This is a genomic window from Pseudooceanicola nanhaiensis, from assembly GCF_020171315.1.
In the GTDB taxonomy this organism is placed as follows: domain Bacteria; phylum Pseudomonadota; class Alphaproteobacteria; order Rhodobacterales; family Rhodobacteraceae; genus Pseudooceanicola; species Pseudooceanicola nanhaiensis_A.
On record NZ_JAIUZP010000004.1, the window covers coordinates 109,087 to 134,458 of the forward strand.

Annotated in this window: 15 protein-coding genes; 8 read left to right on the forward strand and 7 right to left on the reverse strand. The window is 69.4% G+C overall.

Translation table 11 applies throughout. The features are described 5' to 3' along the window. Positions 1–24: 24 nt before the first annotated feature. Positions 25–939 carry a glycosyltransferase family 2 protein gene (locus tag LCM32_RS05515; protein WP_224820066.1) on the reverse strand — a complete coding sequence of 305 codons (915 nt, stop codon included), beginning with the start codon at positions 937–939 and terminating at the stop codon, positions 25–27. A gap of 1 nt (position 940) precedes the next feature. Next, positions 941–2,179, reverse strand: coding sequence for an oligosaccharide flippase family protein (locus tag LCM32_RS05520; protein ID WP_224820067.1), 1,239 nt, complete (start codon positions 2,177–2,179; stop codon positions 941–943). Positions 2,180–2,413: 234 nt separating this feature from the next. On the opposite strand from LCM32_RS05520, the gene LCM32_RS05525 reads away from it, so the two are divergent. After that, positions 2,414–3,649, forward strand: a complete 1,236-nt coding sequence (locus tag LCM32_RS05525) for a polysaccharide biosynthesis/export family protein (RefSeq protein WP_224820068.1) — start codon at positions 2,414–2,416, stop codon at positions 3,647–3,649. A gap of 251 nt (positions 3,650–3,900) precedes the next feature. Here the strand turns inward: LCM32_RS05525 and LCM32_RS05530 are convergent, their stop codons facing one another. From LCM32_RS05530 to LCM32_RS05545, 4 genes are all read right to left on the reverse strand, one after another. Then, the gene (locus LCM32_RS05530; protein ID WP_224820069.1) at positions 3,901–5,136 is read right to left on the reverse strand and encodes an Hsp70 family protein; all 1,236 of its coding nucleotides are present in this window, start codon (positions 5,134–5,136) and stop codon (positions 3,901–3,903) included. A 134-nt stretch (positions 5,137–5,270) separates the two neighbouring features. After that, positions 5,271–7,853, reverse strand: a complete 2,583-nt coding sequence (locus LCM32_RS05535; RefSeq protein ID WP_224820070.1) for an ATP-binding protein — start codon at positions 7,851–7,853, stop codon at positions 5,271–5,273. 7 nt (positions 7,854–7,860) lie between these two features. Then, a complete protein-coding gene (locus LCM32_RS05540) occupies positions 7,861–8,373 on the reverse strand; it encodes an oxidoreductase (RefSeq protein ID WP_224820071.1) in 513 nt (170 codons plus the stop codon). Positions 8,374–8,574: 201 nt separating this feature from the next. Beyond that, positions 8,575–9,981: a WecB/TagA/CpsF family glycosyltransferase gene (locus LCM32_RS05545; protein WP_224820072.1), complete on the reverse strand. Its 1,407-nt coding sequence runs from the start codon at positions 9,979–9,981 to the stop codon at positions 8,575–8,577. 373 nt (positions 9,982–10,354) lie between these two features. Here LCM32_RS05545 and LCM32_RS05550 point away from each other — a divergent pair, with 373 nt between their 5' ends. The 4 genes from LCM32_RS05550 to LCM32_RS05565 all read left to right on the forward strand — a co-directional run bounded on the left by LCM32_RS05550 (position 10,355) and on the right by LCM32_RS05565 (position 14,718). Next, positions 10,355–10,966 carry a response regulator gene (locus LCM32_RS05550; protein WP_224820073.1) on the forward strand — a complete coding sequence of 204 codons (612 nt, stop codon included), beginning with the start codon at positions 10,355–10,357 and terminating at the stop codon, positions 10,964–10,966. Between the two features lie 365 nt (positions 10,967–11,331). After that, positions 11,332–12,894, forward strand: a complete 1,563-nt coding sequence (locus LCM32_RS05555) for a hypothetical protein (RefSeq protein WP_224820074.1) — start codon at positions 11,332–11,334, stop codon at positions 12,892–12,894. A 235-nt stretch (positions 12,895–13,129) separates the two neighbouring features. Then, positions 13,130–14,551 (forward strand): O-antigen ligase domain-containing protein, encoded by a 1,422-nt coding sequence (locus LCM32_RS05560; protein ID WP_224820075.1) that lies wholly within the window; start codon positions 13,130–13,132, stop codon positions 14,549–14,551. After that, complete coding sequence (locus LCM32_RS05565; RefSeq protein WP_224820076.1) at positions 14,500–14,718, forward strand: hypothetical protein; 219 nt, start codon at positions 14,500–14,502, stop codon at positions 14,716–14,718. Before LCM32_RS05560 ends, LCM32_RS05565 begins: the two co-directional genes overlap by 52 nt. A 441-nt stretch (positions 14,719–15,159) precedes the next feature. Here the strand turns inward: LCM32_RS05565 and LCM32_RS05570 are convergent, their stop codons facing one another. Beyond that, entirely contained in the window at positions 15,160–16,788 is a 1,629-nt protein-coding gene (locus tag LCM32_RS05570) for a glucan biosynthesis protein (protein ID WP_224820077.1), read from the reverse strand. 946 nt (positions 16,789–17,734) lie between these two features. On the opposite strand from LCM32_RS05570, the gene LCM32_RS05575 reads away from it, so the two are divergent. The 3 genes from LCM32_RS05575 (at position 17,735) to LCM32_RS05585 (ending at position 25,308) form a co-directional block, all read left to right on the forward strand. Next, positions 17,735–17,950 (forward strand): hypothetical protein, encoded by a 216-nt coding sequence (locus tag LCM32_RS05575; protein WP_224820078.1) that lies wholly within the window; start codon positions 17,735–17,737, stop codon positions 17,948–17,950. A 9-nt stretch (positions 17,951–17,959) separates the two neighbouring features. Continuing rightward, positions 17,960–22,174: a M10 family metallopeptidase gene (locus LCM32_RS05580; RefSeq protein WP_224820079.1), complete on the forward strand. Its 4,215-nt coding sequence runs from the start codon at positions 17,960–17,962 to the stop codon at positions 22,172–22,174. Positions 22,175–22,620: 446 nt separating this feature from the next. Next, positions 22,621–25,308, forward strand: a complete 2,688-nt coding sequence (locus LCM32_RS05585) for a calcium-binding protein (protein ID WP_224820080.1) — start codon at positions 22,621–22,623, stop codon at positions 25,306–25,308. The last annotated feature ends 64 nt before the right edge of the window (positions 25,309–25,372 follow it).

Below are 25,372 nucleotides of genomic sequence, written 5' to 3' on the forward strand. Positions count from 1 at the left end.
AAGCCTCCTCTCGGTGGGCCGGGGTCAGTGGGAAAAGAGCGCCCGGCGCAGGGTCCGGGGCATCAGGGGGGCGGCGGCGGCACAGGCGAAGGTCAGCCCGCCGCGCTTGAGGTCGGAAAAGAACCCCGGCGGGCTGAGGCAGGCACCGCGCAGCGCCAGCCGCAGCGCCTCACGCGCGGGGGCGTCGGTACGCAGCGCCCGGCGGGCGAGGTAGCGCAGGTGGATCGCCTCGGCCCGCGCATCGGGGCGGAAGCCAAGCTGCGCCGCCGTGGCCAGGGCTGCCTCGCGCCCCAGCCGCATCTTCTCCAGATCGGCGGAGAGGCCGGTGGGCGAGGTCCGGTAATGCACCAGCAGCCGGTCGAGCCCGATCACCCGGTGACCGAGGCCCGCAAGGCGGATCAGCCACTCGAGGTCCTCGTTGTGGACCATGGCCGGGTCGAAGCCGCCCGTGGCGGTCAGCACGCGGGTGCGGACGCAGAGGTTGGACATGGTGCAAACCGGGTTTTCCCCCATGAGCTGCGGCACGGTCAGCGCACCCTTGGGCACCGTCGACAGCGTGCGCGAGCCGCGCGCGTCGAAGAAGGCGATCTGCGCGTAGGCGGCATCCACGTGACGGTCGGCAAAGACCGCGCGCATGCAGGCCAGCTTGGCCCGGTCCCAGAGGTCATCGGCATCGCAGAAGGCCACCACCTCGCCCTCGGCCAGCGACATGGCGAGGTTGCGGGCGGTGCTGGGCCCCTGCCCCGGATTGCGCATCACCCGGATACGCCGGTCGCGGCGGGCATAGGCGATTGCCAGCGACCAGCTGCCATCGGAGGAGCCGTCATCGACGATCAGCGCCTCCCAGTCGGCATCGGTCTGGGCCAGCAGGCTGTCGAGCGTCTCACCCAGCGTGGCGGCGGCATTCAGGCAGGGGATCAGGATCGAGAAATACGGCATGTCAGGCTCTCCGGATCAGCGGGGACTGCAGCGTCGCCAGCAGCACGGGCAGCGCACTTGCGGCCTGTGTGACGACGGCGACGGCGAGGTAGCCCCAGGCGAGCGCGGTCAACCCGTGCGGCGCCATGAGGACGGTGTTGGCGATCAGCGCGGCGGTCATCGCCAGCGTGACGGTGAATTCGCGCTGCGGGCGGCCCTCGGCGCGCAGGTATTGCGCCACGGCGGACCAGATCACGCCCGGGATCGCCGCAAGGCAGAGAATCGAGACGACCTTGGCCAGCCCGGCCCATTGCGCCCCGAAGAGCACCGGCACGTAGAGCGGCGCGGCGAAGGCCTGCAGCACGACCACCGGGGCGATGATCCCGACCGAGAGCATCAGGGCGCGGCGCAGCTCCAGCCCGCGGTCTTCCGCGGCGCAGAGCGACGGGAAAAGCGCGACGGAGAGCGCCTGCGAGAAGGAATTGGCAAGGCCGAGCCCCGCGTTGAAGGCCATGAAGTAGAGCCCCAGCATCTCGGGCCCCAGCAGAAGGCCGACGACCAGCTTGTCCGCCTGCAGCCGCAGCGCCTTGACCAGTTCGACCCCCAGCACGGCCCAGCCGTAGCGGGCGAAGGGCGCGAGCGGCGCGGGAGAAACGGTCCGGTCCGGGCGCCAGGGGTGCAGGCGGCGCATGGCGATCAGCCAGATCGGCGCGGCCAGCAGGCGCGGCAGCACCAGCGCCAGCGGCCCGGGCAGCACCAGCACCAGCACGGCAGTGGCGATATTCGCCCCCACCACCTGACCGGCGGCAATCGCGGCGGTCTGGCGCATCTTGCCCGCCCGCATGGCAAGGGCGCATTGCACCAGCCCGCGCGGCATGAAGAGGTATTCCCCCGCGAGGATCGCGATCAGGGCAAAGAGCAGCGCCTCGCCCCCGGCCAGCCAGAGCGCGGCGCCGAGGATCATCTGAAGCCCGAAGAGCCCGAGGCACCAGCCGTCGAAGATCCGCTGCGCGGTGCGGCAGGTGGCCTCCAGCTCTCCCTGCGGGGCGGCGATGATACGCTGGTTCACCCCGGTCTCGGTCAGGGCCTTGAGGATATCGGCGGCGGCCATGGCGGCGGCGGCGATCCCGATGGCGCCGGCGTCCAGCGTTCGGGCGACTGCCACGACCACCAGCAGCCGCGACGCCTTGGCTGCCACTTCGGACAGGCAGTAGGCGAGAAGGTGACGGGCGAAATGTCCCGTGCGGCTCTCTGTGGTCATGGCAGTCAGCTCCTTTGCGGCGCCCACCGTGTGGGGGTTGGGGAATGGGCGCTGAGACAGGTCTAGCAGCGCGGCCGCCGTGCCGCCTCCGCGCGGGCGGCGAGGTGAGGCGCCCCAAAGGTCAGCGCCCTATCCCCTTGGATAGGCCCGGCAATCCCCCCGCGCGTTGGACCTGTGGAGGTGCGGCGCGCTATCCCTGAGGTCAGGAATTCACACCCATCAGAGGAGGCAGCCATGCCCCGCAAGACCATCGGAAAGGCCCCCGCAAAGGGTCTCGCCCTGATCGCGCTCGGCGCCCTGGCCGCCTGCGCCGCACCACCCCAGGCGCGCAACATCGAACCCGTCGCACAGGGCGACGGCTACCAGGCCCAGTACCGGGAGTTCGAGGTCAGCCGGAACGCCATGAGCTTCCTGCGCGCGCCAGACATGAACGCCGCCAAGTGCCGCCCGCCCATCGGCGGGGCCGACTACACCGGCGGCGGCAAGCTGGACGGCGACGCCTATGCGCTGCGCGGCGAGCTGCTCTCGCGCGGGGATCTCGTCGACTTCCGCCTGCCGCAGGACGAGACCTTCTCGGGCGATTACGTCGTCTCGCGCGATGGCACGCTGAAGCTGCCGTTCCTGCCCCCCATCGCCGCCGCCGGCCGCCGCCCCGAGGCGGTCGCCAGCGACATCCGCCGCGCCCTCGTCGCGGGCGGCCATTACGGGGCGGAGCCTGTGACCTCGCTCCTGATCCTCGACTTTGCGCCCGCCCGCGTCGCGGTCTCGGGCGCGGTGTTCGAGCCCCATCCGATCGACATCGGCGGCGTCTCGGGCGATCAGGTGGACAGCCGTCGGCAGGCCGCTTTCGGGGCCTCGACGGAACAGCGCAACCTCTCGGTCGCGCTGCGCAACGCGGGTGGCATCCGGCCCGATGCGGATCTCTCGGCGGTGAAGCTGAGCCGCGCGGGGCGGAACTACACGCTCGACCTGCGCGGCGCGATCCGGGGCGAGATGTTCGAGGACATCATGCTGATCACCGGGGACGAGATCCACGTCCCCTCCCGCGGCTGCTTCCAGGATGACCTCGTGGTGCCAGGCCCGATCAGCCCGCCGGGCGTCTCGCTCTTCCTGTCGAACCTGACCCAGCCCGCCACCGGCAACGCGATCTCTGCCATCGGCCAGACCGTGCGCGAGGTGCCCTACGGCACGCGCTACATGCAGGCGGTGGTGGATGCGAACTGCGTCGGCGGGGCGCGGGTTTCCAGTGCCGCCCGCTCCGCCGCGCTCTTCTCGCGCAACCCGGTGACGGATGTCTCGGTGGTGATCGAACGGCCCATCGAGCAGATGCGCGCCCGCGCCGACCGGGACGACTACGACCCCTACCTGCTGCCGGGCGACAGCATCGCCTGCTACGACAGCGGCATCACCAACGTGACCGAGATCGGCCGCGTGCTGGGGGTGATCGGTGCCGTGGCAATGCTGCCCTGAGCGGAAGAGAAAACAGAGGCGAGCAGAGGCTGGCGGCGGGTTTCCCGTCGCCAGTTTCGTTTTGCGTCAGGGGGATACGGCATCAGCCGCTTCGGAAGCGGGCCTCGGGACGGGCGCGTTCAGGACGGGCGCCCTATGGCTGGCCGTATCGGAACGGGCCACACAGGACCGAGCTGCTCGGGGCAGTCTATTCCGTTGGAGGCCGCCCTATCGGACGCGCCATGACCGCCATGGGCGGCTCCCCCCGCCCCTCAGCCCCGCCCGACCGCGAGGGCCAGACCGTCCACGACCGCCGTGAAGGCCTCGGCGCTGCGCACCTCGGCCCCCGGCATCAGGGCGCGGGCCTCGCGCGCAACGAAGCCCATGAGGCTGGAGCCGCCGACGAGGATGATGTCCTGCACCTCCTCCGCCGCCACGCCCGCCCGGGCCAGTGTCTCGACCATCGCCTCGCTCAGGGCGGCGCCATGGGGCGCCATGGCCGCGTCGAGCCCCGCCACCGTCACCGGCGCGGCAAGGCCCTTCTCGATCTCGCCCATGCGGATCTCGCCCGTGCCCCCGGGCCCGTTGGCCGCGATCTTGCCCTTCTCCACCGCGAAGGCGAGGCCGTGGCCCAGTTCCTCCTCCACCACGTCGCGGAAGCGTTCGATCTTCTCGGGTTCTACCGCGAGGCGCAGCATGTCCTTGGCCAGACGCCGGGTCTCGGGCGTGTAGACGAAGGGGATCTTGGCCCATGTGGCAAGGTCGACATAGGGCGCACGGGGCACCGGCAGCAGCCCGCTGCCCATCTCGCGCCGCAGCTCCGAGCCGAGGCCGAGCAGCGGCATGGCATGAGCGAGCGAGACCGACTGGTCGAAATCCGTGCCGCCGAGGCGGATACCGTGGCTGGCGATGATCTCGGGCTGGTCGGCGGAGGTGCGGAAGAAGGTGAAGTCCGAGGTCCCGCCGCCGATGTCGACGATCAGGCCGAGGCGCGCACCGCCCGCGAGGCCGTGGCTGGCCAGCACGGCAGCCTCGGGCTCGGGCAGGAAATCGACCTCCTCGAACCCGGCGGCGAGGTAGCAGGCCCTCAGGTCGGCCTCTGCCTGCGCGTCCTTCTGGGGATCGTTGGAGTGGAAATGCACCGGACGGCCGGAAAGCGCGCGGCGGAAGGTCAGCCCCGTGGCCGCCTCGGACCGGGTGCGCAGTTCGGCGAGGAAGGCGGTGATCACCTCGGCCAGCGTGCGGCGCTGCCCGCCGATCAGGCGCTTTTCATGCAAGAGCGGCAGGCCGAGCACGCTTTTCAGCGCGCGCATGTAGCGCCCCTCCTCGCCCGCGATCAGCGCCTCCGCGGCGGCGGTGCCGATGCGCATCCCGCCGCTTGCGGGGAAGAAGACGGCGGTGGGCAGCGTGTCGCCACCACGCTCGATCGGGATGCGGTAGATGCCGCCGTCATAGGGTAGCGCCACGGCCGAGTTGGAGGTGCCAAAATCGATTGCCAGACGGTCCATGCTGCGCCCCCTTTTGTGGAAAGGTCCGGGCTTACGGGGAAGCCGCGCAAGGTGCAAGCGGGAAGCGGCGGAGGCCCGCGATCCGGGCGCGGACGGCGTGGCTCTGGGCGGGCCCTATGCGCATGACCGGGCCCTCAGGCGGCGGCGCGCCAATGCTCCAGCTCGGCGCGGGTGTCCGCCCAGAGGGGGCCAAGCGCCTTCAGCGCTTCCACCTGCACCGGCTGGCCCTGCTTGGCCCGGCTTTCGATCGCGGCGAGCGCGACACGCAGCGCGCCAAGCCCGAAGGCCGCGCAGTTGCCCGCGCATTGGTGCACCGTGGCGGCCAGTGCCGGATCGTCGGGCGCCGTGACGACGAGGGCGTCGATGGTCGCGTCAATCTCGGCCACCACGCGGGCCAGCATCTCGTCGCGCCGCGCCTCGGGCAGCCCCTGCCAGAGCGTGTCGATCTGCGCCCGGTCCAGAAGCGCCCGCACCCGCGGCACCCCGTCCTGCGCCGCGACCTGCCCCTTGTCCGCGTTCACCGCCGCCGCAAGCGTCCGAAACAGCTCGGTCCGGTCGATGGGCTTGGCGATGCAATGGTCGATGCCCGCCGCCCGGAAGGAGGCGATCTCCTCCGACAGCGCATGGGCCGTCACCGCGATGATCGGCCGACCGGCCGAGGCCCCGCCCCCGGCACGGATGCGCCGTGCGGCCTCGGGCCCGTCCATCACCGGCATGGAAATATCCATGAGGATCGCGTCGAAGGCCCGGCTGTCGGCCCATTCGACGCCCGCGCGCCCGTTTACCGCCTCGGTCACCGCGTGCCCCTCGGCCTCCAGCATCTGGCGTGCGACGAAGCGGTTGATCTCGTTGTCTTCCACCAGCAGCAGGTCCAGCGGGCGCAGCGCGGGTGCCGCGGCCCGGGGCGCTTCCGCCTCCGGCAGGGCCGCCTCTGCCCCCACGGGAATGCGCAGCCAGAAGAGCGAGCCTTCACCCGGTTCGCTTTCCACCCCGATCTCACCCCCCATGAGCTTGGCCAGCCGCCGCGCGATGCCAAGGCCGAGGCCCGTGCCCCCGGCCTGCCGCGCATAGGAGCTGTCCAGCGTCTCGAAGTCGTGGAAGATGCGTTCGATGTTCTCGGGTGCGATGCCGATGCCGCTGTCGATGACGCGGAATTCCAGCAGCGTGCCGCCCTTCAGCGCCTCGACCTCCACATCGACAGAGCCCGCCCGGGTGAATTTCACCGCGTTGCCCACGAGGTTCAGGAGCACCTGCCGCAGCCGCCGGGCATCGCCCGTGGCCACCGCGCGGGCGGGCCCCGCCCAGGACCATGCAAGGCTGTTGCCCGCGGCAGAGGCCAGCGGGGCCGCCGTCTCGATCACCCCGTCGAGCAGCCGGGCCACGTCGAAGGGCTTGCGCTCGGCGGTCATCTTGCCGGCCTCGAACTTCGAAAGCTCCAGCACGTCGTTCACCAGCCCCAGCAGCAGGTGGCCGGAGCTGTCCATCCGGTCGAGCAGATCGATCTGCCGTTCGTCCAGGCTGTGATCGCGCAGCAGCTGCATCGTGCCCAGCATCCCGTTGAGCGGCGTGCGCATCTCGTGGCTCATCACGGCGAGGAATTCCGCCTTGGCGCGTTCCCCCGCAAGGGCGCGGTCGCGGGCATCGGTCAGCCCCTCCTCCGCCTGTTTCCGGCGCGAGATGTCGCGGACGTAGATGATGTAGAGCGGCCCGGCCTCGGCCCGCGCGATGGAGAGCTCCGCCGTGAACTGGCGGCCCGCCGCGTCGGTGGCGGTCGCCTCGAAGTCTCTGGCCGCCTCGCCGGGCACACCGCCGGTTTCGAGGAAGGCCAGCAGCCCGGTGCGCAGGCGCGCGGCCTCCTCGCCGGGGAAAATCAGGTTGATCGCGTTGCGGTGCCGGGCCTCGGCCCGGGAATAGCCGAACATCGCCTGCGCGCGCGGGTTGAACTCGCGGATATTGCCCGCAACATCACTCACCACGATGGCCTCGGGCGAGGTTTCGACGATGGTGCGGGTGCGTTCGCCCGCACGGCTCACCTCCAGTGCACGGTACTCGGCAATCCGGGACAGGCGCCAGAGCACCCATGCGATCAGCACGAGGCCCGCGAAGAGACAGCCCAGCACGGCCGCGAGGGCGACCAGCGTGCGCATGACCCCTTCGCGGCGCATATCCGACAGCTCTGCAAAGGCCGCGAGCCCCGCCAGCGACAGGGCGCGCACCTCGCCGGCGAGCGCCGTGGTGCGTTCCGCAAGCGCAGGCAAAGCCTCCCGCAGCGCGGCGTCGGGCCCGTCGATCAGCGGCACGGTGTCCTGGAGGAAGGTCGCGATCTGCTGCCGGGGCGAGACATAGGCCGGGTCCGCGCGCAGGGTGCGGTAGACATCGCCCTGCTCCAGCGAGGCGACGCGGCTGTAGAAGATATCGAAGCTGCGGCGGACCCGGTCCAGCGCCGTGGGGTCCATCTGGGCATGTTCCACCGCGATGTTGAAGCGCAGGAATTCCACGTCGGTCTGGGACAGGCTCCATTGGAGGTTGTCGGAATTGGCCCGGCTGAAGGCCTCGACCTCGCGCAGGACGAAGAGCGCCATCCCCATGACGAGCGCCACGCAGATCACCAGAGCGCCCACGGCCAGCCCGGCGCGCGCCCGCGACCGGCGGCGGCGGGCGGCAAGGCTGTCCCGGGGCGTGGGCTGGGACGTGGACTGGTCTTCGGGCGCGGTCATGCTGGGATCAGTCCGCGACCTCGATCCGGTCCAGTTGCCAGATGGCGCGGGAATAGGTCACTTCGTTCTGGTACTTGGCGTTGTCGTCGAAGGGATAGACGACCCAGAGCGGCCCCTTCTCGCGCAGCGACATGGACGCGCCGTTCTGCAGGAAGGCCACGATCGGCCCCCCGTCGACCCAGTCGCTGTCGGGGATTTTCACCGCGTAGTCATTGACTGCCGTGGCCGAGAGGCTTGCGGCCTCTGCCCCCACGGTCTCCATCAGGGTCTTGAGGGAGACGCCGGTAAATTCCTGCGGCCCCTCGGTCCAGATGGTGGTGGTGGTGAAGGTGACCGGGTCCAGCGCTTCCAGCATGGCGCGGTCGAAAAGGGTGGCATCCCCATCGTTGGTGTTCGTGATCGACCCGCTGACCGTCAGCAGAACCTCTCCTGTCGGGGTCGGCAGGGGGTCCGCCGCGAGGCCCTGCGGCAGGGCAAGGAAAGCCAGCGTGGCCATGCGCGTGAAGGTCTGGGCGATCATCGTCTGTCCTCCGTGGGGATGCCGTGAGTGGTGGTCTTGTGAAACTCTTATCCCATCCCGCGGGCCGCGCGTCTCGGGAGCATCCGTGCAGTGGGTATATCCGAACGGATAGGCGGGATGGGATCAAGGGGGTATGGCAGGTGTCGGGATCCTGTCGGCGCGCCGTCGCTGGGGACGACGGCGCGCCACGGGGCCGCGGCCTCAATAGGCCCCCCGGCCCCCGAGGATCGCCCGGAAGGTCATCGCGATCAGGATCAGGTCCAGCAGCAGCCCGCGCGACCGGACATAGGCCAGGTCCATGTCGATCATCTTGTCAAAGCCGATCTCGGCCCGGCCCGACACCTGCCAGACCCCGGTCAGCCCCGGCTTCGCCGCCAGCCGCCCAAGCGCCCGCGCCGGATAGGCCGCCACCTCGGAGGGCAGCGCGGGGCGCGGGCCGACCACCGACATCTCGCCGCGCAGGACGTTGAGGATCTGGGGCATCTCGTCGATCGAGAACCGGCGCAGCAGGCGGCCGACCCGCGTCACCCGGGGATCGTTGCGGGACTTGAAGCAGATGCCGTCCCGGTCCGACTGCGCCAGAAGCGCCGCGCGGCGGGCCTCGGCGTCGATATGCATGGAGCGGAACTTGAACATGGTGAAGGTCCGCCCGTCCCGGCCCACGCGGGTCTGGCGGAAGAAGACCGGCCCGCGGCTTTCGGCCCGGATCGCGGCGGCCACCATCAGCCCTGCAGGCGCCAGCAGCAGCAGCGCGCCCCCCGCCAGCGTCACGTCCAGCGCCCGGGTCGCCACGGCGCGGGGCGAGACCTGCCGCAGGGCCTGAGCCGCGGCACGCGCCAGGAAGGTCGCATTGCCGACGAGGTAGCGCCCGGCCATGCGGCGCGGCTCCATCGCCAGCCGCCAGGCCCATTCCATCCGCGCCCGGCGCACCGGGGCCGGCGCCCGCTGCACCCGCCCGGCCAGGAAGTCGAAGAGCGCCCCGACCCCCAGCGTCAGCCGGGGCTCCAGCCGGGCGGCCATGCGGGCCAGCCACTGGTCCTGCAGCGGCACACCGGCGGCCACCAGAAGGATATCGGGCCGCGCCGCGTTGATCGCGGCCACGGTGGCGGCCTCGTCCGCCATGCCGTCATAGCCGTCGCGCACCCCCACCACCCGCAGCCCGGGAATGGCCAGGCAGAGCCGGTCGGCGGCAGCCTGCGCCACGCCCGGACGCGCGCCCAGCAGGTAGACGCTCAGCCCCCGGGCGGCGGCGGCCTTCAGCAGCGCGGGCGTGAAATCGGTGCCGTTCAGGTTCTCGGCGATTGTCTGGCCGGTCATCCGCGCCGCCAGCTCCACCCCGATGCCATCCGGCAGGATCATATCCGCGCCCGCCATCGCATCGGCATAGGCCGCATCCCGCGACAGGATATTGACGCAATGGGCATTCAGGAAGGCGACCCGGCTGCGCCGCCCCGGGGCCATCAGGTGGTCAATCACCGCCTCGGTCGTGGCGGACACCACGTCGAGCCCGAAGAGGCGGACACGGTCGAGCCCGGCTGCGGGGGCCGCGGGCACATTGGCCGGACGGGCGGCGTGGAAATCGGCGGGGCGGTGTGCGGCGTAGGTCATGGCGGTCTCCGGGATGTGACGGTGGCGTTTGCCTCTGCCCCGACCGTGCCCGCCGCCCTGCCCGCCGCTCAACATCCCCGGCGGCGAGGTCCCGTGCCCCCTCGGATCGGCCCCCCGCCCTGTGGCGTCCCGCCGTCGCCCAGCGCATCGCGGCGCGGATCATCGGGGCGTGCCCCCTATCCGAAGGTGTATACAGCCTCCCCGTCCTCGCCCTTTTTCTGACACCTTAATGGTGTCTTAATGGGCCTGTTTGAGCCCCGCCTGCGGTGCGCCGCCAAGGAGGAAAAAGATGACTTTTCAAAATCGAGCAATGATAGGAACCTCCCGTGAAGCGGAGGCGGGACAGACCCTGCGGCCCGCAAGAGGAGACGAGATGCGCATTCTGATCGCCGACGACCACGACCTGCTGCGCGATACGCTGGTGCTCTACGTCGGCAACGAGGCAGGGCTCGACGCCGCCACCGCCGCCGACCTCGCCGGGGCCGAGGCGCTGCTGGCCGCCGAGGCCTTTGATCTGGTGCTACTCGATTTCACCATGCCCGGGATGAATGGCCTCGACGGTCTCAAGCGCGTCATGGCGCTGCCGGGGGAGCACCGCGTGGCGATCATCTCCGGCACCGCCAGCCGCGAGGTCGCCGAACAGGCGCTCGCCGCGGGCGCGGCCGGGTTCCTGCCCAAGACGCTTTCGGCCAAGTCGCTGGTCAACGCGATCCGCTTCATGGCCATGGGCGAGCAATACGCCCCCCTCGAATTCATGCGCGCGGCGGAGGAGGCCGAGAGCCATCCGCTTGCCGAGATGCTCTCGCACCGCGAGATGCAGGTGCTGGAGGGGCTGACGCAGGGCAAGTCCAACAAGGAGATCGCCCGCGACCTCGATATCCGCGAGCCGACGGTCAAGCTTCACATGAAGACGCTCTACCGCAAGATCGGCGCCGCGAACCGGACCCAGGCCGCGCTGATCGCGAAGGAACAGGGCCTGTTCTGAGCCCGCCCCGGTGGGGCGCAGACGCGCCGCACCGATGCCCCGGCGGACAGGGGCTGTGCCCAGCGCGCCCGGCGGGAGGGCCTTCCCGCTTCCCGCTTCCCGCTTCCCGCTTCCCGCTTCCCGCTTCCCGCTTCCCGCTTCCCGCTTCCCGCTTCCCGCTTCCCGCTTCCCGCTTCCCGCTTCCCGCTTCCCGCTTCCCTAAGAAGGGTCCGCGCCGCGCGGCCGGGTGCAACGGGTTTCCCCCGCCACGGAAGCGCCTATCCCGACGGATAGCCAGCCTCTCCCCCCGCTCCATTTTCCCATCCTCCGGCGACACCCGGCGCAGGCGCGGTTTGCGCTATGGCTGAGGTCCAAGGAGACCTCCCATGCCCCGCCTGTTGATCCGACTGTTGACCCGCTGGCTCAGCCTGTTCGTCCGCGTCCTGCGCGGGGCGCTGCGGCGCTTCCTGCGTCTGCCGCTGCCGGTGCTGTTCCGCAGCCCTTTGCGCTCCATCACCTTTGCCCGGCTGCTGCGCGGCGGGCGTCCGGCCGACGCGGGGCGGTTGCCGCGCTATCTCGGGCTCTTCGCCGTGGGGGTGGTCTGCATCTGGACGCCGATCTCCACCTATCTCTCCACGGCGCCGCTGCGCTACACCTCGGGGCTGTCGCTGATCCTGCCGGGCTCCGGGGCCTCGGCCTCGGTGAACCTCGACCGGATCGGACAGGCGTCGTCCTTCGCCTCCTCGCCCTATGCGCATTCCTCCGTCAGCCCGACCGAGACCTACAAGCGTCTGCTGGCCGCCGAGCGGATCGTCAGCGCTGCCGCCCGTGCGCTGGAGATGGAGCCGCGCGACTTCGGCAGCCCCCGGATCGAACTGGTGGACCAGACCGGGCTGATCCATGTCTCGATCACCGGCAATTCCCCCGAGGATGCCAAGATCCGTGGCGAGGCCCTGCTGGCCGCCTTCTTCCACGAGATCGAGGCCCTGCGCACCGATGAGCTGCAAATGCGCGAGGTCGGCGCGGGCGAGGCGATCGACGATTATCGCCGCTCCGTCCTCGCCACGCGCGACGAGATCTCGCGGCTCCAACGGGAGACAGGTCTGATCTCGGCCACCCAGTTCGAGGCGCTAGTGGCCGAGACCGACGAACTGGCGCGACGGGCGGGCGACATGGCCACCACGCTGGCCGACAAGAGCGAAGCCGTCACCGCACTGCGGCAGGCGCTCGACACGACGCCCCGGCTGGCGGCGGCGGCGCTGAAGCTGCACGCAGATACGGCCTATGGCGCGCTGGCCCGCGAGATGTCGGACCAGGCGGCGCTGCTTTCGCGCAAGCGGGCGGCCTTCGGCGCCAATCACCCCGAGGTGCAGGCCGCAAGGGCCGCCCATGCCGGGGCCGAGGCCGATGCGCTGGCCCGGGCCGAGGCGATCACCGGCCTGCCCCGGGCGGCGCTTGCGCGGCTCGACATGTCCCACGTGGGCAACCGGGCGCCACTGTTGAGCGATCTTGTCACGCTGGAGGCCGAACGCGCTGGGCTGGAGGCGGAACTGGCCAAGACCACGGCCCGGCTGGACCGGGCCCGGGCGCGCCAGATGGCGCTGATCGACCCGGCCGCGCGGCTCGAAGACCTGCAACGGGACTTTGCCGTGGCCGAGGCGGTCTTTGCCTCTGCCATCGCCCGGACCCAGACCAACAAGGCCGATCTCTTTGCCTCCTACCCGCTGGTGCAGGTGCTGGAGAACCCCTCGCTGCCGACGGACCCCAGCAGCCCCCGGCGCAAGCTGGCGCTGGCCGCAGGGATCGCCGCGACCTTCTTCATGTTCCTCGGCTTCTTCCTCGGCTGGATGCGCCGCCCGCTGATCGACAAGCTGCTGACGCCCCGCGACGGGGACGGCAAGCGCAGACCCTCGGAGGAGCACGGGCCGGCCGGGGTCCCTGCGGAATGAGGCGGGTGGTTTGCAAACCCGGCGTGCCCTCTTTGCAAAGCGGGTACGCGCCGCTCAGGCACCGGTCCGCGCCGTGGCAGCAGACGGGTCTTCCGCGCAGGGCCAGCCGACCGTTTCCCGAGCCCTGATATGCCGGGGCCAGTGGACCCCCCAAAAACGCCGCGGCCCGCTCTGCCCGACCGCCCCGCCCCACTCCCTCCTCCAGCTTATGCCCTTCACGCCCCGGACCCCTGCCATGCCCCGCCGCCCCAAGCTTCGTATCCCGATCACGCCCGAGAACCTCGCGGAGCGGATGGTCTACAAGACCCTTCGCTGGACATGGCCGTTCTACTTCGTCGGCGCGCTTTACGTCGTGGGGCCGGTGCTGGCGTGGCTTCTGGCGGGGCTCGCGGCGCTCGTGCTCTACCTCGGCCCCGCGATCCGGCCCGAGCTGCGGGCCCGGGGGACGATCCCCCCGGTGGTCTGGGGCTGGATCGCGGGCATGCTGGTCATGCTGGTGGCGCTCTGGATCGGGCACCTCGACTGGGGACTGGGCGTCAAGAAGACGATCAAATCCTCGATCGGCTGGGCCAAGGGATGGGCGTTGCTGGCGCTCTTCCCCCTTGCGGGCGCGGTGCTGCCGATCCGCCGCGAGGTGCTGATCCGGGGCCAGTGCATCGTCGGGCTCTGGACGCTGGCGCTTCTGCCCATCCTCTTCATCGCCCCGCAGATCGGCCTGCCCGAGCGCATCTTCACCTCGCCGCTGAAGGCCATCGGCGGACCGGGGCCGGAGTATTTCAGCGTCTATTTCTTCACATGGGACCCCGCCAGCTGGACCCCCCGGTGGCAGTTCTATGCCCCCTGGTCGCCCTTCGCGGCGCTGCTCGGGGTGGTGCAGGTCTGCTTTGCCCTGGAGGAGAAGGACCATAAGTGGCGCAGCATCGGGATCGCGGCGGGCGTCGCGATGATCCTGCTGTCGAAGAGCCGCATGGGGCTGATCGGGCTGGTGGCCTGCACCATCGGGCCGCGGATGCTGCCGCTGGTGTGCAAGGGCTGGGCCTGGCAGATGGTGGCGGCGGCCACGGCCTCGCTCGCCGTGGTGGGCACGGCGCTGCTGCAGGGGCTGAAGGATGCGATCAGCGCCTTCAAGGGTGCCCGGGCCGACAGCACCCGCGTGCGCGAGACCCTGCAGCGGATTGCCCGCGAACGCTGGGAGAACGAGGCCTTCTGGTTCGGCCATGGCACCGTCCAGCCCGGGCCGCACATCGTGGAATACATGCCCATCGGCAGCCACCACACATGGTGGGCGCTGCTCTTCGTCAAGGGGCTGGTGGGGCTGATCGCCTGGGCGGTGCCTATCCTGTGGCAGACCGGGCTGGCGATCTGGGATGCGGCCCGTGGCCCGCGCGGACGGCTGCCGCTGGCAATCGTGATGACCCTGCTGCTGCTGTCCTTCGGAGAGAACATCGAGATCGAGGCCTACCTGCTCTGGCCCGGGCTGATGATCCTCGGCATCCATGCCGCCGAGCTTCAGGAGGAGGCAGCCCGGCGCCGCGCGGCCCGGTGGCGCGACGCGGCCCCGCAGAGCCCCTTGCCATCGCCCGGTGGGCGGGCCATCACATCTCCATGTCGGACAGATTCTGCACCCTCGACCGCGCCGGCGGCACCTTCACCCTGACCCTGGGCAGTTGGAGCAACACCTATCCGCTGGACCAGATGGAAACGTGGCTCGCCTTCTACCGCTACCAGCGGGATCACTTCCCGAAGTCGCTGAAAAGCTACGACGAGACGATCCGCCTGCTGGAAGAGGCCCGCAAGGAGTTGGGAGACGGCAAGGCCGCATAAGGGTGGCAGTGCGGTGGGCTGGGCCTTGAGCTGTGAGCTGTGAGCTGTGAGCTGTGAGCTGTGAGCCTCCCTATGACTTGGCGGGTGACTTGCAACAAGTCCGGGCCAGAAAAACACCGCTTCGGCCTTCCCCCTCTCCGCCTGCCACGAAGCCGCGCATCGACGGCGCGCGCGGGGGCGATCTGAACCTCTCTGGCTCCCACTTTATAGCAGCCAAGCTCGTCCCTCCCTCGAAAGCGACCGCCTAGCCTCACCAAATCGCCGCCGCGTGGGGGCGCGCCGGCGATGCGCGGCTGCCTGCGGCCTTGTCCCGCGCGGGGGGCAGACGGTGACGGGGTAAAAGATCGTGAGACGGGCATTGAGGGAGACGCGTAAAACGCCACCCTCAGGTGTGCCTCGGCAGACGCGAGCCGGGGCCTGTCCCGGAGACAGGAAGCCCCCTCAGGTGCTCGACGCCAGCAGGTCTCGCAGCTGGCTGGGGAAGAGCTGCAGGATCAGCGTCTCGGTCATCGCCTCGCCCGCATGATCCACGTAGACCCGCAGGTCGATCGGCGTGTCATCCTCCGCCGCCAGCATCGAGAAATCCACGTCGAAGATCGCGCGCCAGGCGTCCTCTCCCACCACCGGATAGGCCGCCTCGCCGCCGATCTCCCCGCGCGAGGCGGTCACGTTCACCGTGGTTTCGGGGCCGCGTCCCAGCCCCTCCATCCCGTGCGTATCGAAGTCGCAGACCACCTTCACCGTATCCGCAGGCCGCGGCTGGCCGGGAATACCCCCCTTGCCGAGGCGCACTGCGCGGAACCGCGCGTTCACCGGCGGCACGGGGCAGTCTTCCTTCCAGCTCAGCCGGTAGTTCAGGCGGTATTCCCCGCCCGCGGCGGCCGGGCCCGAGGGCTGCCAGAAGGCCACGATATTGTCGAAGGTCTCGTCATCGGTGGGCAGTTCGATCAGCGTGACCGCGCCCTCGCCCCAATCCTCCATCGGCTCGACCCAGGCCGAGGCGCGGCGGTCGTAGAAGACGCCGTCATCCTGATACTGGTCGAAGTCCCTCTCGCGCTGCATCAGGCCGAAGCCGCGCGGCCGCGGGGTCGAGAAGCTGTTGGCCATGACCCGGGGGGGATTGTTCAGGGGCCGCCAGATCCGCTCGCCGTTGGCGGCGTGGATCTCCAGCCCGTCGCTGTCATGCACCTCGGGGCGCCAGTCGGCGGCGACGTGGCGGTCATGCTTGCCGAACCAGTACATCGAGGTCAGCGGTGCCAGCCCCAGCCGCTCCACATCCCCGCGCAGGAAGATATCGGCCGAGATCTCCTGCTCCACCCCGGCGTCCTGCCACGAGCGGATGCGATAGGCGCCGGTCGCGCGCGGGCTTTCCAGCAGCGCCGATGTGGTGATCGCGCCATCCTCGTGCTGTTCGATCCAGAACCGGGTGAAGCGGGGGAATTCCTCGGGCCCGTCGGGGATCGCCGTGTCGAGGGCCAGCCCCCGGACAGAGAGGCCGAACTGCCCCGAATAGCCCGCCGTGCGCCAATAGGAGGCGCCCAGGAAGGCCATCCAATCCGCCAGCCCCTTGGGATCCTGCACCGAGAAGCCGGCGAAGCCCTCGGTCTTGGTCAGCTCCCGCGCCGGGCTGTCGTCCGGCATGGAGAAGAGATCGTTGGAGAAGGGCACCTCGCGGGCCATGCCCGCCTCCACCGCGTAGATATGCACCGGGTCCTGGAAGTAGCGGCCGGGGTAGAAGAACTGCACCGGGTTGTCGCGCTCGCGCCCGCCCCAGAGCGCCCGGTCCTTGCGGAAGCGGATCTGGCCATGGGCGTCATAGTCGATCCGGTCGAGGATCGCGGCGTCGGGCTTGGCCATGGGGGTATAGGGTTCCTGCGCGAGGCGGCGCGCAAGGGCCCGCAGCTCATCGAAGGAGAAGGGCTGCGCCTCCCCCAGACCGATCCCCTGGCCCACCAGATCCCCGCTGGCCCGCGCGGCGGCAGGCAGGAGGCAGAAGGCCCCGGCCCCGAGCGCAGAGGCCAGCAGTGCACGGCGGGTGGGGGTCAGAGTTTCCTTCGAAGAGGTCGGCATGGAGGGCTCCAGCATTGGGACAGACGGCGGCGGCGCAGAAATCGGAAGTTTTGCAGCAAGTTGGCATTGTCGGGCGCGGAAACAAGGCCCCCCGATGGGCTGTGGGCAGGCCCTTGCCGATCTGCGGGTGATTCCCCCCCGAAAGGCCGGGTACGCCGCCGGGGACGGTCCAGACATAGACCGGCGCGCGGCGCGGCAGAAGCCCCCGCCTCCACGGACGGCGCGCTGAGGACGGCCCGGCACCCATCGCCCCGATGCCCCCTTCGGTCGGGCCGGGCCTGCGATGGCGGGCAGCATGTGACGCAGGGTAAGCCCTAGATATGCCAGCACTTTGAAGTACGCGAAAAACAGCGACGACTGTCCACTTATGATCGCGCAGCCGGAAAGCGGCTTGGTGCCCGCCCCATTTCCAGCCTGCTGCCGTCCCTTGGGCGGTTTCCCCGACCGGCGGTTCCGCGCCGCCCACATGGCACATGCCGCGCCGCAGCTTGATCCGTTCACCCTATGAGTGTATAGAAATCCCATTGAATAAGACGTTTCATCGGCATCGGCATTTATTTCACCGCTCGTGGAGAGACGGCAGAAGAGGTCATTTTCAAGCAGTGCAGCGCCCCGAAAGAACAGGCGCGCGACCCGGATCCCAATCTGAGCATCAGAGGGGCTGACAGCCCTCGAAGCGCCCTGCCACCCCGCAGAGGAGTGCGTCCGCTACCGGACTGTCCGCTTTTTGTGACAGCGGTGTCGGCGTTCGAAAGGAGGAAGGATGCATCGTTCCTGCAGATCCGGCACCCGCGCATCCCGCTCGGGTGGTGTTGCGGTCACCGTCATCCTGACGGCGGCCTGCGGAACCGGGATCGCCCCCGCCTCTCATGCGGGCTCGACGGGTGCGGAGGGGCGCCTGCCCTCCGGCGGCACCGCCGCACCCGCCCCGGCTATGGCCCCCGCCATGGCCCCCTACGGCGCGGACATGTCCGCGACGGACGTCATTATCACCGAAGACGACAAGCGCCTGGTCAGCGAGGGCTCCCGCGAGGAGCTCAGGACCTTCATTTCAGAAAACCCCGATCATCCCCTGATCGGCGCGGCGCAGGAGCGCCTCGCCCTTTGTTTCCCCCCGTCCGGTCAGACCTTCTGCCCTACCCCCCGGTCGGAAAATCCATAGGAGGCCCCCATGAGCCCGAAAGACACTTTCGACAGCGCATATGACAATGACGACGCCACCGACCGGATCGTCGGCAGCCAGGCCGTCAGCGGCCTCCAGTTCGCGGGCGAAGAGGCCCTTCTGCCCGCCAGCGGCGCGGCCCCGGCGCCCGAGGGTGACAGCCCAGCCCCGCAGGAGACGGCCGCGGCGGATACCAGCGGCGATCTTCCCGCCGAGGACAGCCCCGACGGCAGCAGCGTGCGCGCCACGGCGCCGGTCGCAGAGGAAGAGGACGCCCGCAACGTCGTGGTCACCACTGACCGCGCGGTGAACACCCCGGACCTGAGCCAGGAGGCAGCGCCCTCGACGGTCTATGTCCCGGCGGCGCAGAGCCGCGGGCCCGACGCCTACAGCGCCCCCCAGATCGGCACGACCACCGTCTCGTGGAGCCCGGCAGGCGCGCCCGCGACCGGCGGCGTGCTGCCCGCGGGCGGCGCCCCCACCGAAGACGCCTTCGTCGGCCATATCGCTGCTGACGACGGGATCGAGCCCGAGGAAGGCGTGGACCGCAACTACGGCGCCACCATGGGAGCGGGTGAAGGCAACCTGCCGCTCTACAACGGCAACAGTGCCACGACCAACTCGGTCTCGGCCTCCGGCGACCAGAGCATCGACGCTCTGCTGTCGGGCGTGAAATGGGCCGGTTCCATCACCTATTCCGCGCCGGATGCGGCGGCGGACTACCAGGGCGGCTACTTCTCCGACCAGGACGGCGACGGCACCTCGGCGCAGTTCGAAGGCTTCTCGCAGCTGACCGCGCAACAGCTTGAAACCCTGCACTTCGCGCTCAATGCGGCGGTCTATACCCAGACCTCGGGCGTCTTCTCGATCGAGGCGCTGACCGGGATCGACATCACCTATGCCGGGGCGGGTACCGGCAACGCCACGATCCGCGTCGCCAATTCCAGCGATCCCAGCACGGCCTATGCCTTCTACCCCTCCACGTCGATCTACGGCGGCGACAGCTTCATGGGCCCGTCGGGCGACCTGCCCGATGCGGGCGATTACGACTGGTTCACCATCCTGCACGAGATGGGCCATTCGCTGGGCCTGAAGCACGGCCATGAGACGGGCACCTATGGCGCCCTGCCGACCAACGAGGATTCCCTCGAATGGTCGATCATGACCTATCGCACCTATATCGGCGGCCACACCAACTTCGTCACCTTCGGCGCCACCAGTGCGCCGCAGACCTACATGCGCAACGACATCGCGGCGCTGCAGTACATGTATGGCGCCGACTTCAGCACCAACTCCGGCAACACGGTCTACAGCTGGGCCCCCGGATCGGGTGACACCTACATCAACGGCAGCCTCGCCATCGACACGTTCGACCGGATCTTCATCACGATCTGGGACGGCGGCGGCACCGACACCTACGACTTCAGCGCCTACTCGGTCGGCGTGAACGTCGACCTGACCCCCGGGTCAGGCTCCATCGCGGACCCCTCGCAGCGGGCCAACCTCGGCGACGGCCACACCGCGAGCCACTCGATCTACAACGCCTACCTCTACCAGGGGAACACGGCCTCGCTGATCGAGAACGTCGAAGGCGGCAGCGGCAACGACACCATCCTGGGCAACCAGGCGGCCAACGTGCTGGACGGCAACGCGGGCGATGACTCGATCCTCGGCGGCAGCGGGAGCGACACCCTCTACGGCAAGGCGGGCGACGACACGCTGCGCGGCGAAGGTGGCGCGGACTATGTCAGCGGCGGCACCGGCAATGACCTTCTCTATGGCGACGGCAGCGTCGATACGCTGATCGGCGGCGACGGCAACGACACGCTCTATGGCGGCTTTACCACCGACAGCGTCTCGGCCGGCGCGGGCGACGACCTGATCGTGGTCCTCGCAGGCGAATACTACGACGACGTGGACGGCGGCACCGGCAACGACACGCTGAACCACTTCAGCTCCACCTACGACGGTGAGGTCTTCGACTTCCTGAACCACACGATCACCGGCACCCATGTGAACCACACGGCCACCCTGCTGAACATCGAGACCTACTACGATGGGCAGGGCAGCAACACGATCGTCTCCGATGGCTCGGGCCTGTTCCGTGGCTATGGCGGCGACGACACCATCAAGGCCGGGACCGGGACGAACGAAACCCTCGACGGGGGCACGGGGACCGACCTTCTGGACACGACCCACTGGGATTTCGCCTACGAGATCGACATGATCACCGGCGCCACCAATTACGGCAGCGAGAGCTTCATCAACTTCGAGGATGTGATCACCGGCAGCGGCGATGACAGCGTCAGCGGCACCGCGGGCGCCAACGTGATGAACGGCGGCTCCGGGGACGACACGCTCCTCGGGCTGGGTGGCAACGATACGCTCTATGGCGGCATCGGGAATGACGTGCTCGACGGCGGCATCGGGTCGGACAGCATGGTCGGCGGCAGCGGCGATGACATCATCCGCGAAACCACCGGCGGGATCGGCTCGGACACGATGAACGGCGGCTCCGGCAACGACACGGTGGACTGGAGCGCACTGTCCCTCGGCGGGGCGACCTTCGACCTCGGCGCCGGGACGGCCTCTCTCGGGATCTCCACCGAGACGATGGTGCTCTTCGAGAACCTGATCGGCTCGATGGGCGGAGAGACCATTCTTGGCAGCAGCGATGCCAACCTGCTGGACGGCTATGATGGCGACGACACGATCGACGGGCTCGACGGGGACGACACGATCCTCGGCGGCTCCGGCAACGACGAGATCGACGGCGGCACCGGCAATGACAGCATCGAAGGCGGCGCGCAGCACGACAGTATCCTCGGCGGCACCGGCAACGACACCATCGGAGGCGGCGGCGGCAACGACACCATCGACGGCGGCTCCGGCAGTGACGACATCCTCGGCGGCTCCGGCGCGGATGAGCTGCATGGCAGCAGCGGTGCGGACACCATCGACGGCGGCACGGGCAACGACACGATCGATGGCGGGTTCGACATCGACAGCGTGTTCGGCGGCGGCGGCGACGACCTCCTGCTGATGATCGGCGGCGCGTTCACCGACGACGTGGACGGCGGTGCCGGCATCGACACGCTTGATGTCTCGGCGATCGCGTTCGGAGCGTTCCTCGGGTTCGACGTGGACCTCAACGCCGGAACCTACAACAACAACGGCGGCCTTGAGGGGCCGCGGACGATCACGAACGTTGAAAACGTCATCGGCTCCACGGAAGCGGACTCGATCGTCGGCGACGACCTGGACAACGTGTTGCAGGGTCTGGGCGGGGACGACATCCTGAAGGGGCGTCTCGGCGAGGACACGCTGGAAGGCGGCGCCGGGAACGACACGCTCCTCGGTGGCGGCAACAGCGACATGCTCTACGGCAACGAGGGTGAAGACTCTCTCGATGGCGCGGCGGGTCACGACACGATGAACGGCGGCCTCGGCAACGATACGCTGGACGGCGGTGACGGCAACGACGAGCTGTTCGGCGGGACCGAGGACGACCTGCTCTATGGGCGGGACGGCGGCGACTACCTGAACGGGTCCAACGGCAACGACACGCTGAACGGCGGCGACGGGGCCGATACGCTCGACGGCGGGTCCGGCGGCGACACCCTGCTGGGCGGCGCGGGCGATGACTCGCTCGACGGCGGCACCGGCTATGACAAGCTATCGGGTGAGGACGGCGACGACTATCTCGATGGCAACGTCGGCAACGACAAGCTCGACGGTGGCGAGGGCAACGACACGCTCCTTGGCGGCGACGGCAATGACAACCTCAAGGGCGGTTCGGGCTTCGGCTGGGACGACCTCGACGGTGGTCTCGGCAACGACACGCTGCTGGCCGGCAAGGGCAACGACGTTGTGTCCGGCGGCGACGGCGACGACCTGCTGAAAGGTCAGGCCGGGGCCGATACGCTGACCGGCGGCGCCGGGGACGACACGATCGTGGGGGGTGGCGGCAATGATGTCCTCATCTTCGTCGACGGCTTCGGCGACGATCTGGTCAATGGGTTCTCGGCAAGCGACGGCGAAAAGATCGACCTGTCCGGAGTGACCGGGATCACCGGGTTCTACGATCTCTTCAACAACCACCTCACCGATGTGGGCGGGATCGCGGTCATCGTCGACGGGGCGAATTCGATCACCCTCGCCGGCGTGGCCTTCTCCGACTTCGGCTGGTCCGACCTCTATTCGGCGGACGACTTCCTGTTCTGACCCAGCCGGTGCCTCCCCAGCCCGGCGCACCGGGTCCGCGTTTCGACGCGGGCCCGGTTTTTCGTGCAAGCCCCCTGCTCTGCCCCTCCACGCCCCGTGTCGCGGCCGGGCCCAGGCCTGTCCCCTGGCCCCGCCCCGGCGCCACCCGCGCGCCAGCGGGCCGTCCCGCGCGGGGCCATTCCTCGTCAGAATCGCGCGCCCCGGTCGACCATCTGGTGTCTACCCCCTGAACAGGGCGTAGCGCGGAATGCGGCCGGGGCTTTAGCAAGGGTCCTGCAAGCCGCAAGGCGCGCAGGAGACGTCCCCGACCGATAGCCACGCCGTCCGTCCCGTTCGGCCAAGCCATGGTCGGGTCCGTCGGTCCCGGCGATCCATATTCCCCGACGCCGGGACCGGACCTGCCGCACGGGCGTCTGGTGGCAGAGTTTGAAATCAGGAATTTACCAATGCCGATCACCCCGCAGAACGACGTCATCTTTGGTAGCGGGGAGGGCTGGTTCGGCCGTCTCGGCAGCAATCCGGTCGCCACGGTTCTGAGCGACGGCCGTGTCGCGGTGGCCTGGAACGAATACCAGTACCCCGGCGACGGCAGCATTCCCGGGATCGACTACGACACCTGGACCCGCGTCCTGAATGCCGATGGCACCCCCGCCACCGCGGCCACGATCGTGAACGACACGCGGGTCGGCTCCCACGGCACGCCCGAGATCACCGCCCTCTCCGACGGGGGCTATGTCGTCGGCTGGGTCACGATGAACCGGGATGAGGTCGAAGGCAGCGGCGAGACGATCTATACCTACGACGTCTTTGCCCGCAGCTACACCGCAGGCGGCACGCCGGAAGGCCCGGCCAAGCTCGTCTCGCCAAACCTCGACGGCTACGACCCGGCGGACCACAACTCGATCCTCGACAGCAACGTCAACGATACCAACGTCATCAGCCTTGCCGGCGGCGGCGCGGTGGTGATCTATGACTATCGCGCCCAAGGCTACGAAGGCGGCGGCACCCACGCCCGGGTGATCGGCAACGACGGTCAGAGCCTCGGCGCGCCGGTCCAGATCTGGCCCGGCGATGTCTTCACCCTCGACGCGGCGCAGCTCGGCTCCGGGGACCTCGCCTTCGTCTCCTTCGCCGGTGATCTCTATGGTTACGAGGTGCGGCTCTCGGCACCCAACCTGACCTCGGCACCCTCGACGCTTCCGGGGGCTGGCGGCCCGGTGATGATCGCCTATGATCCCCAGCCGAACCAGAGCGCGGGCGGCTATGTCTCGGCCCCGCGGATCGCGGCCACCACCGACGGCGGCTTTGCCGTGGTCTATGGTTACGAAGGCCAGCTTGGCACCGACGGGGACGAGGCGCTCCAGATCGACCGCTTCAACAATCGCGGCGAGTACCAGTCCACGATCTCGATCCCCACGCCCGATGACACCGTCCAGCAGCCCGGCGCGATCCCCTACGAGATCCTCGGCCTGCCCGGCAACCGCATCCTCGTCGCATGGTCCCACGCGGTGACCTATGGCGATACCGACATCATGGGCGTGATCATCAACGCGGATGGCTCGCTCGAAAGCGCGCCCGCGGTGATCACGACCAACACGACGAGCTACCAGCTGCTCGGCGACCTGTCCCTGCTGCCCGACGGCCGGGTTTTCCTGTCGCTTGCCGATTCCTCCGGGGCGCTCGTCGACGGCACCGCCGACTACATGCACGGGATCTTCCTCGAGATCCCCGAGGCGCAGGAACCGCAGGGCGGGGTCAACCTGCTCGGCACCGCCGCGGGCGAGCTGATGACCGGCACCGACCGGGCTGACCGCCTCGACGGCGCGGGCGGCGATGATACGCTGCAGGGCTATGCGGGCGATGATATCCTGATTGGCGGCAGCGGCGCCGACAGCATCCTTGGCCACCTGGGCAATGACCTGATCTATGGCGGCGATTACGGCGACACGATCAACGCAGGCGGCGGCAACGACACCGTCTATGGCGGCAACGGGCCCGACCGTACCTGGCTTGAAGATGGCAACGACCTCTTCGTCGACAACGGCCAGGGCGGCGACGCGGGCCGTGACACGGTCTATGCCGGCAATGGCAACGACACGATCCAGGGCGGCAACGGCAACGACGCCTTCTATGGCGGCGCAGGCGCGGACCTGATCTATGGCCGTCTCGGCAATGACCTGATCTACGGCGGCGACCAGGACGACACGATCTGGGCCGGCGATGGCAATGATACCGTGGATGGCGGCAACGGCCCTGACGAGGTCTGGCTGGAGAACGGCAACGATCTCTTCCTCGACAATGCCCAGGGCGGCGTGGCGGGCCAGGACACGGTCTATGCCGGCAACGGCGACGACACGATCCAGGGCGGCAACGGCAACGATGCCTTCTACGGCGGCGCGGGCGCAGACCTGATCTATGGCCGTCTCGGCAACGACGTGATCTATGGCGGCGACCAGAACGACACGATCTGGGCCGGGGCCGGCAACGACACGGTCAACGGCGGCAACGGGCAGGATCTCGTCTACCTCGAGGACGGCAACGACAGCTTCACCGACACCGGCCAGTTCGATCCCTATGGCGCGGACAAGGTCTTCGGCGGCAACGGCTCGGACACGATCGCGGGCAATGCCGGGTCGGACACGCTGATCGGCGAAGGCGGCAATGACCTGCTCTTCGGCGGCGCGCAGGACGACGTCCTCGTGGGCGGTTCCGGGTCGGACACGGTCTATGGCGGCGACGGGCGCGACAGCGCCTACCTCGGCGATGACAACGACATCTTCTACGACAGCGCCCAGACCGGCGCCTTCGGCGCCGACCTCGTGAGCGGCGATGCGGGCAATGACACCCTGCGTGCCGGAGGCGGGAATGACACGCTGACCGGCGGCGCGGGCTCCGACCGCTTCGTCTTCATCGGCCAGATCGAGGCGGACACGGTCACCGACTACGTCCTCGGCGAAGACCTCGGCCTCGACGATGCGCTCTGGGGCGGTGGCCTGAGCGCGGCGCAGGTGGTGAACCAGTTCGCCGATGACAGCGGCGCGGATGTGGTCTTCGACTTCGGCAGCGGCAACACGATCACCCTTGTCGGGCTCGACAGCAAGGTGGGGCTGGAAACGGACATCTTCTTCGTCTGACCGGACAGTCAGGCCCCTCTCCAGGGACCCGACCCAGCGTCATCCGGCAGGGCGCGCCGCGCCC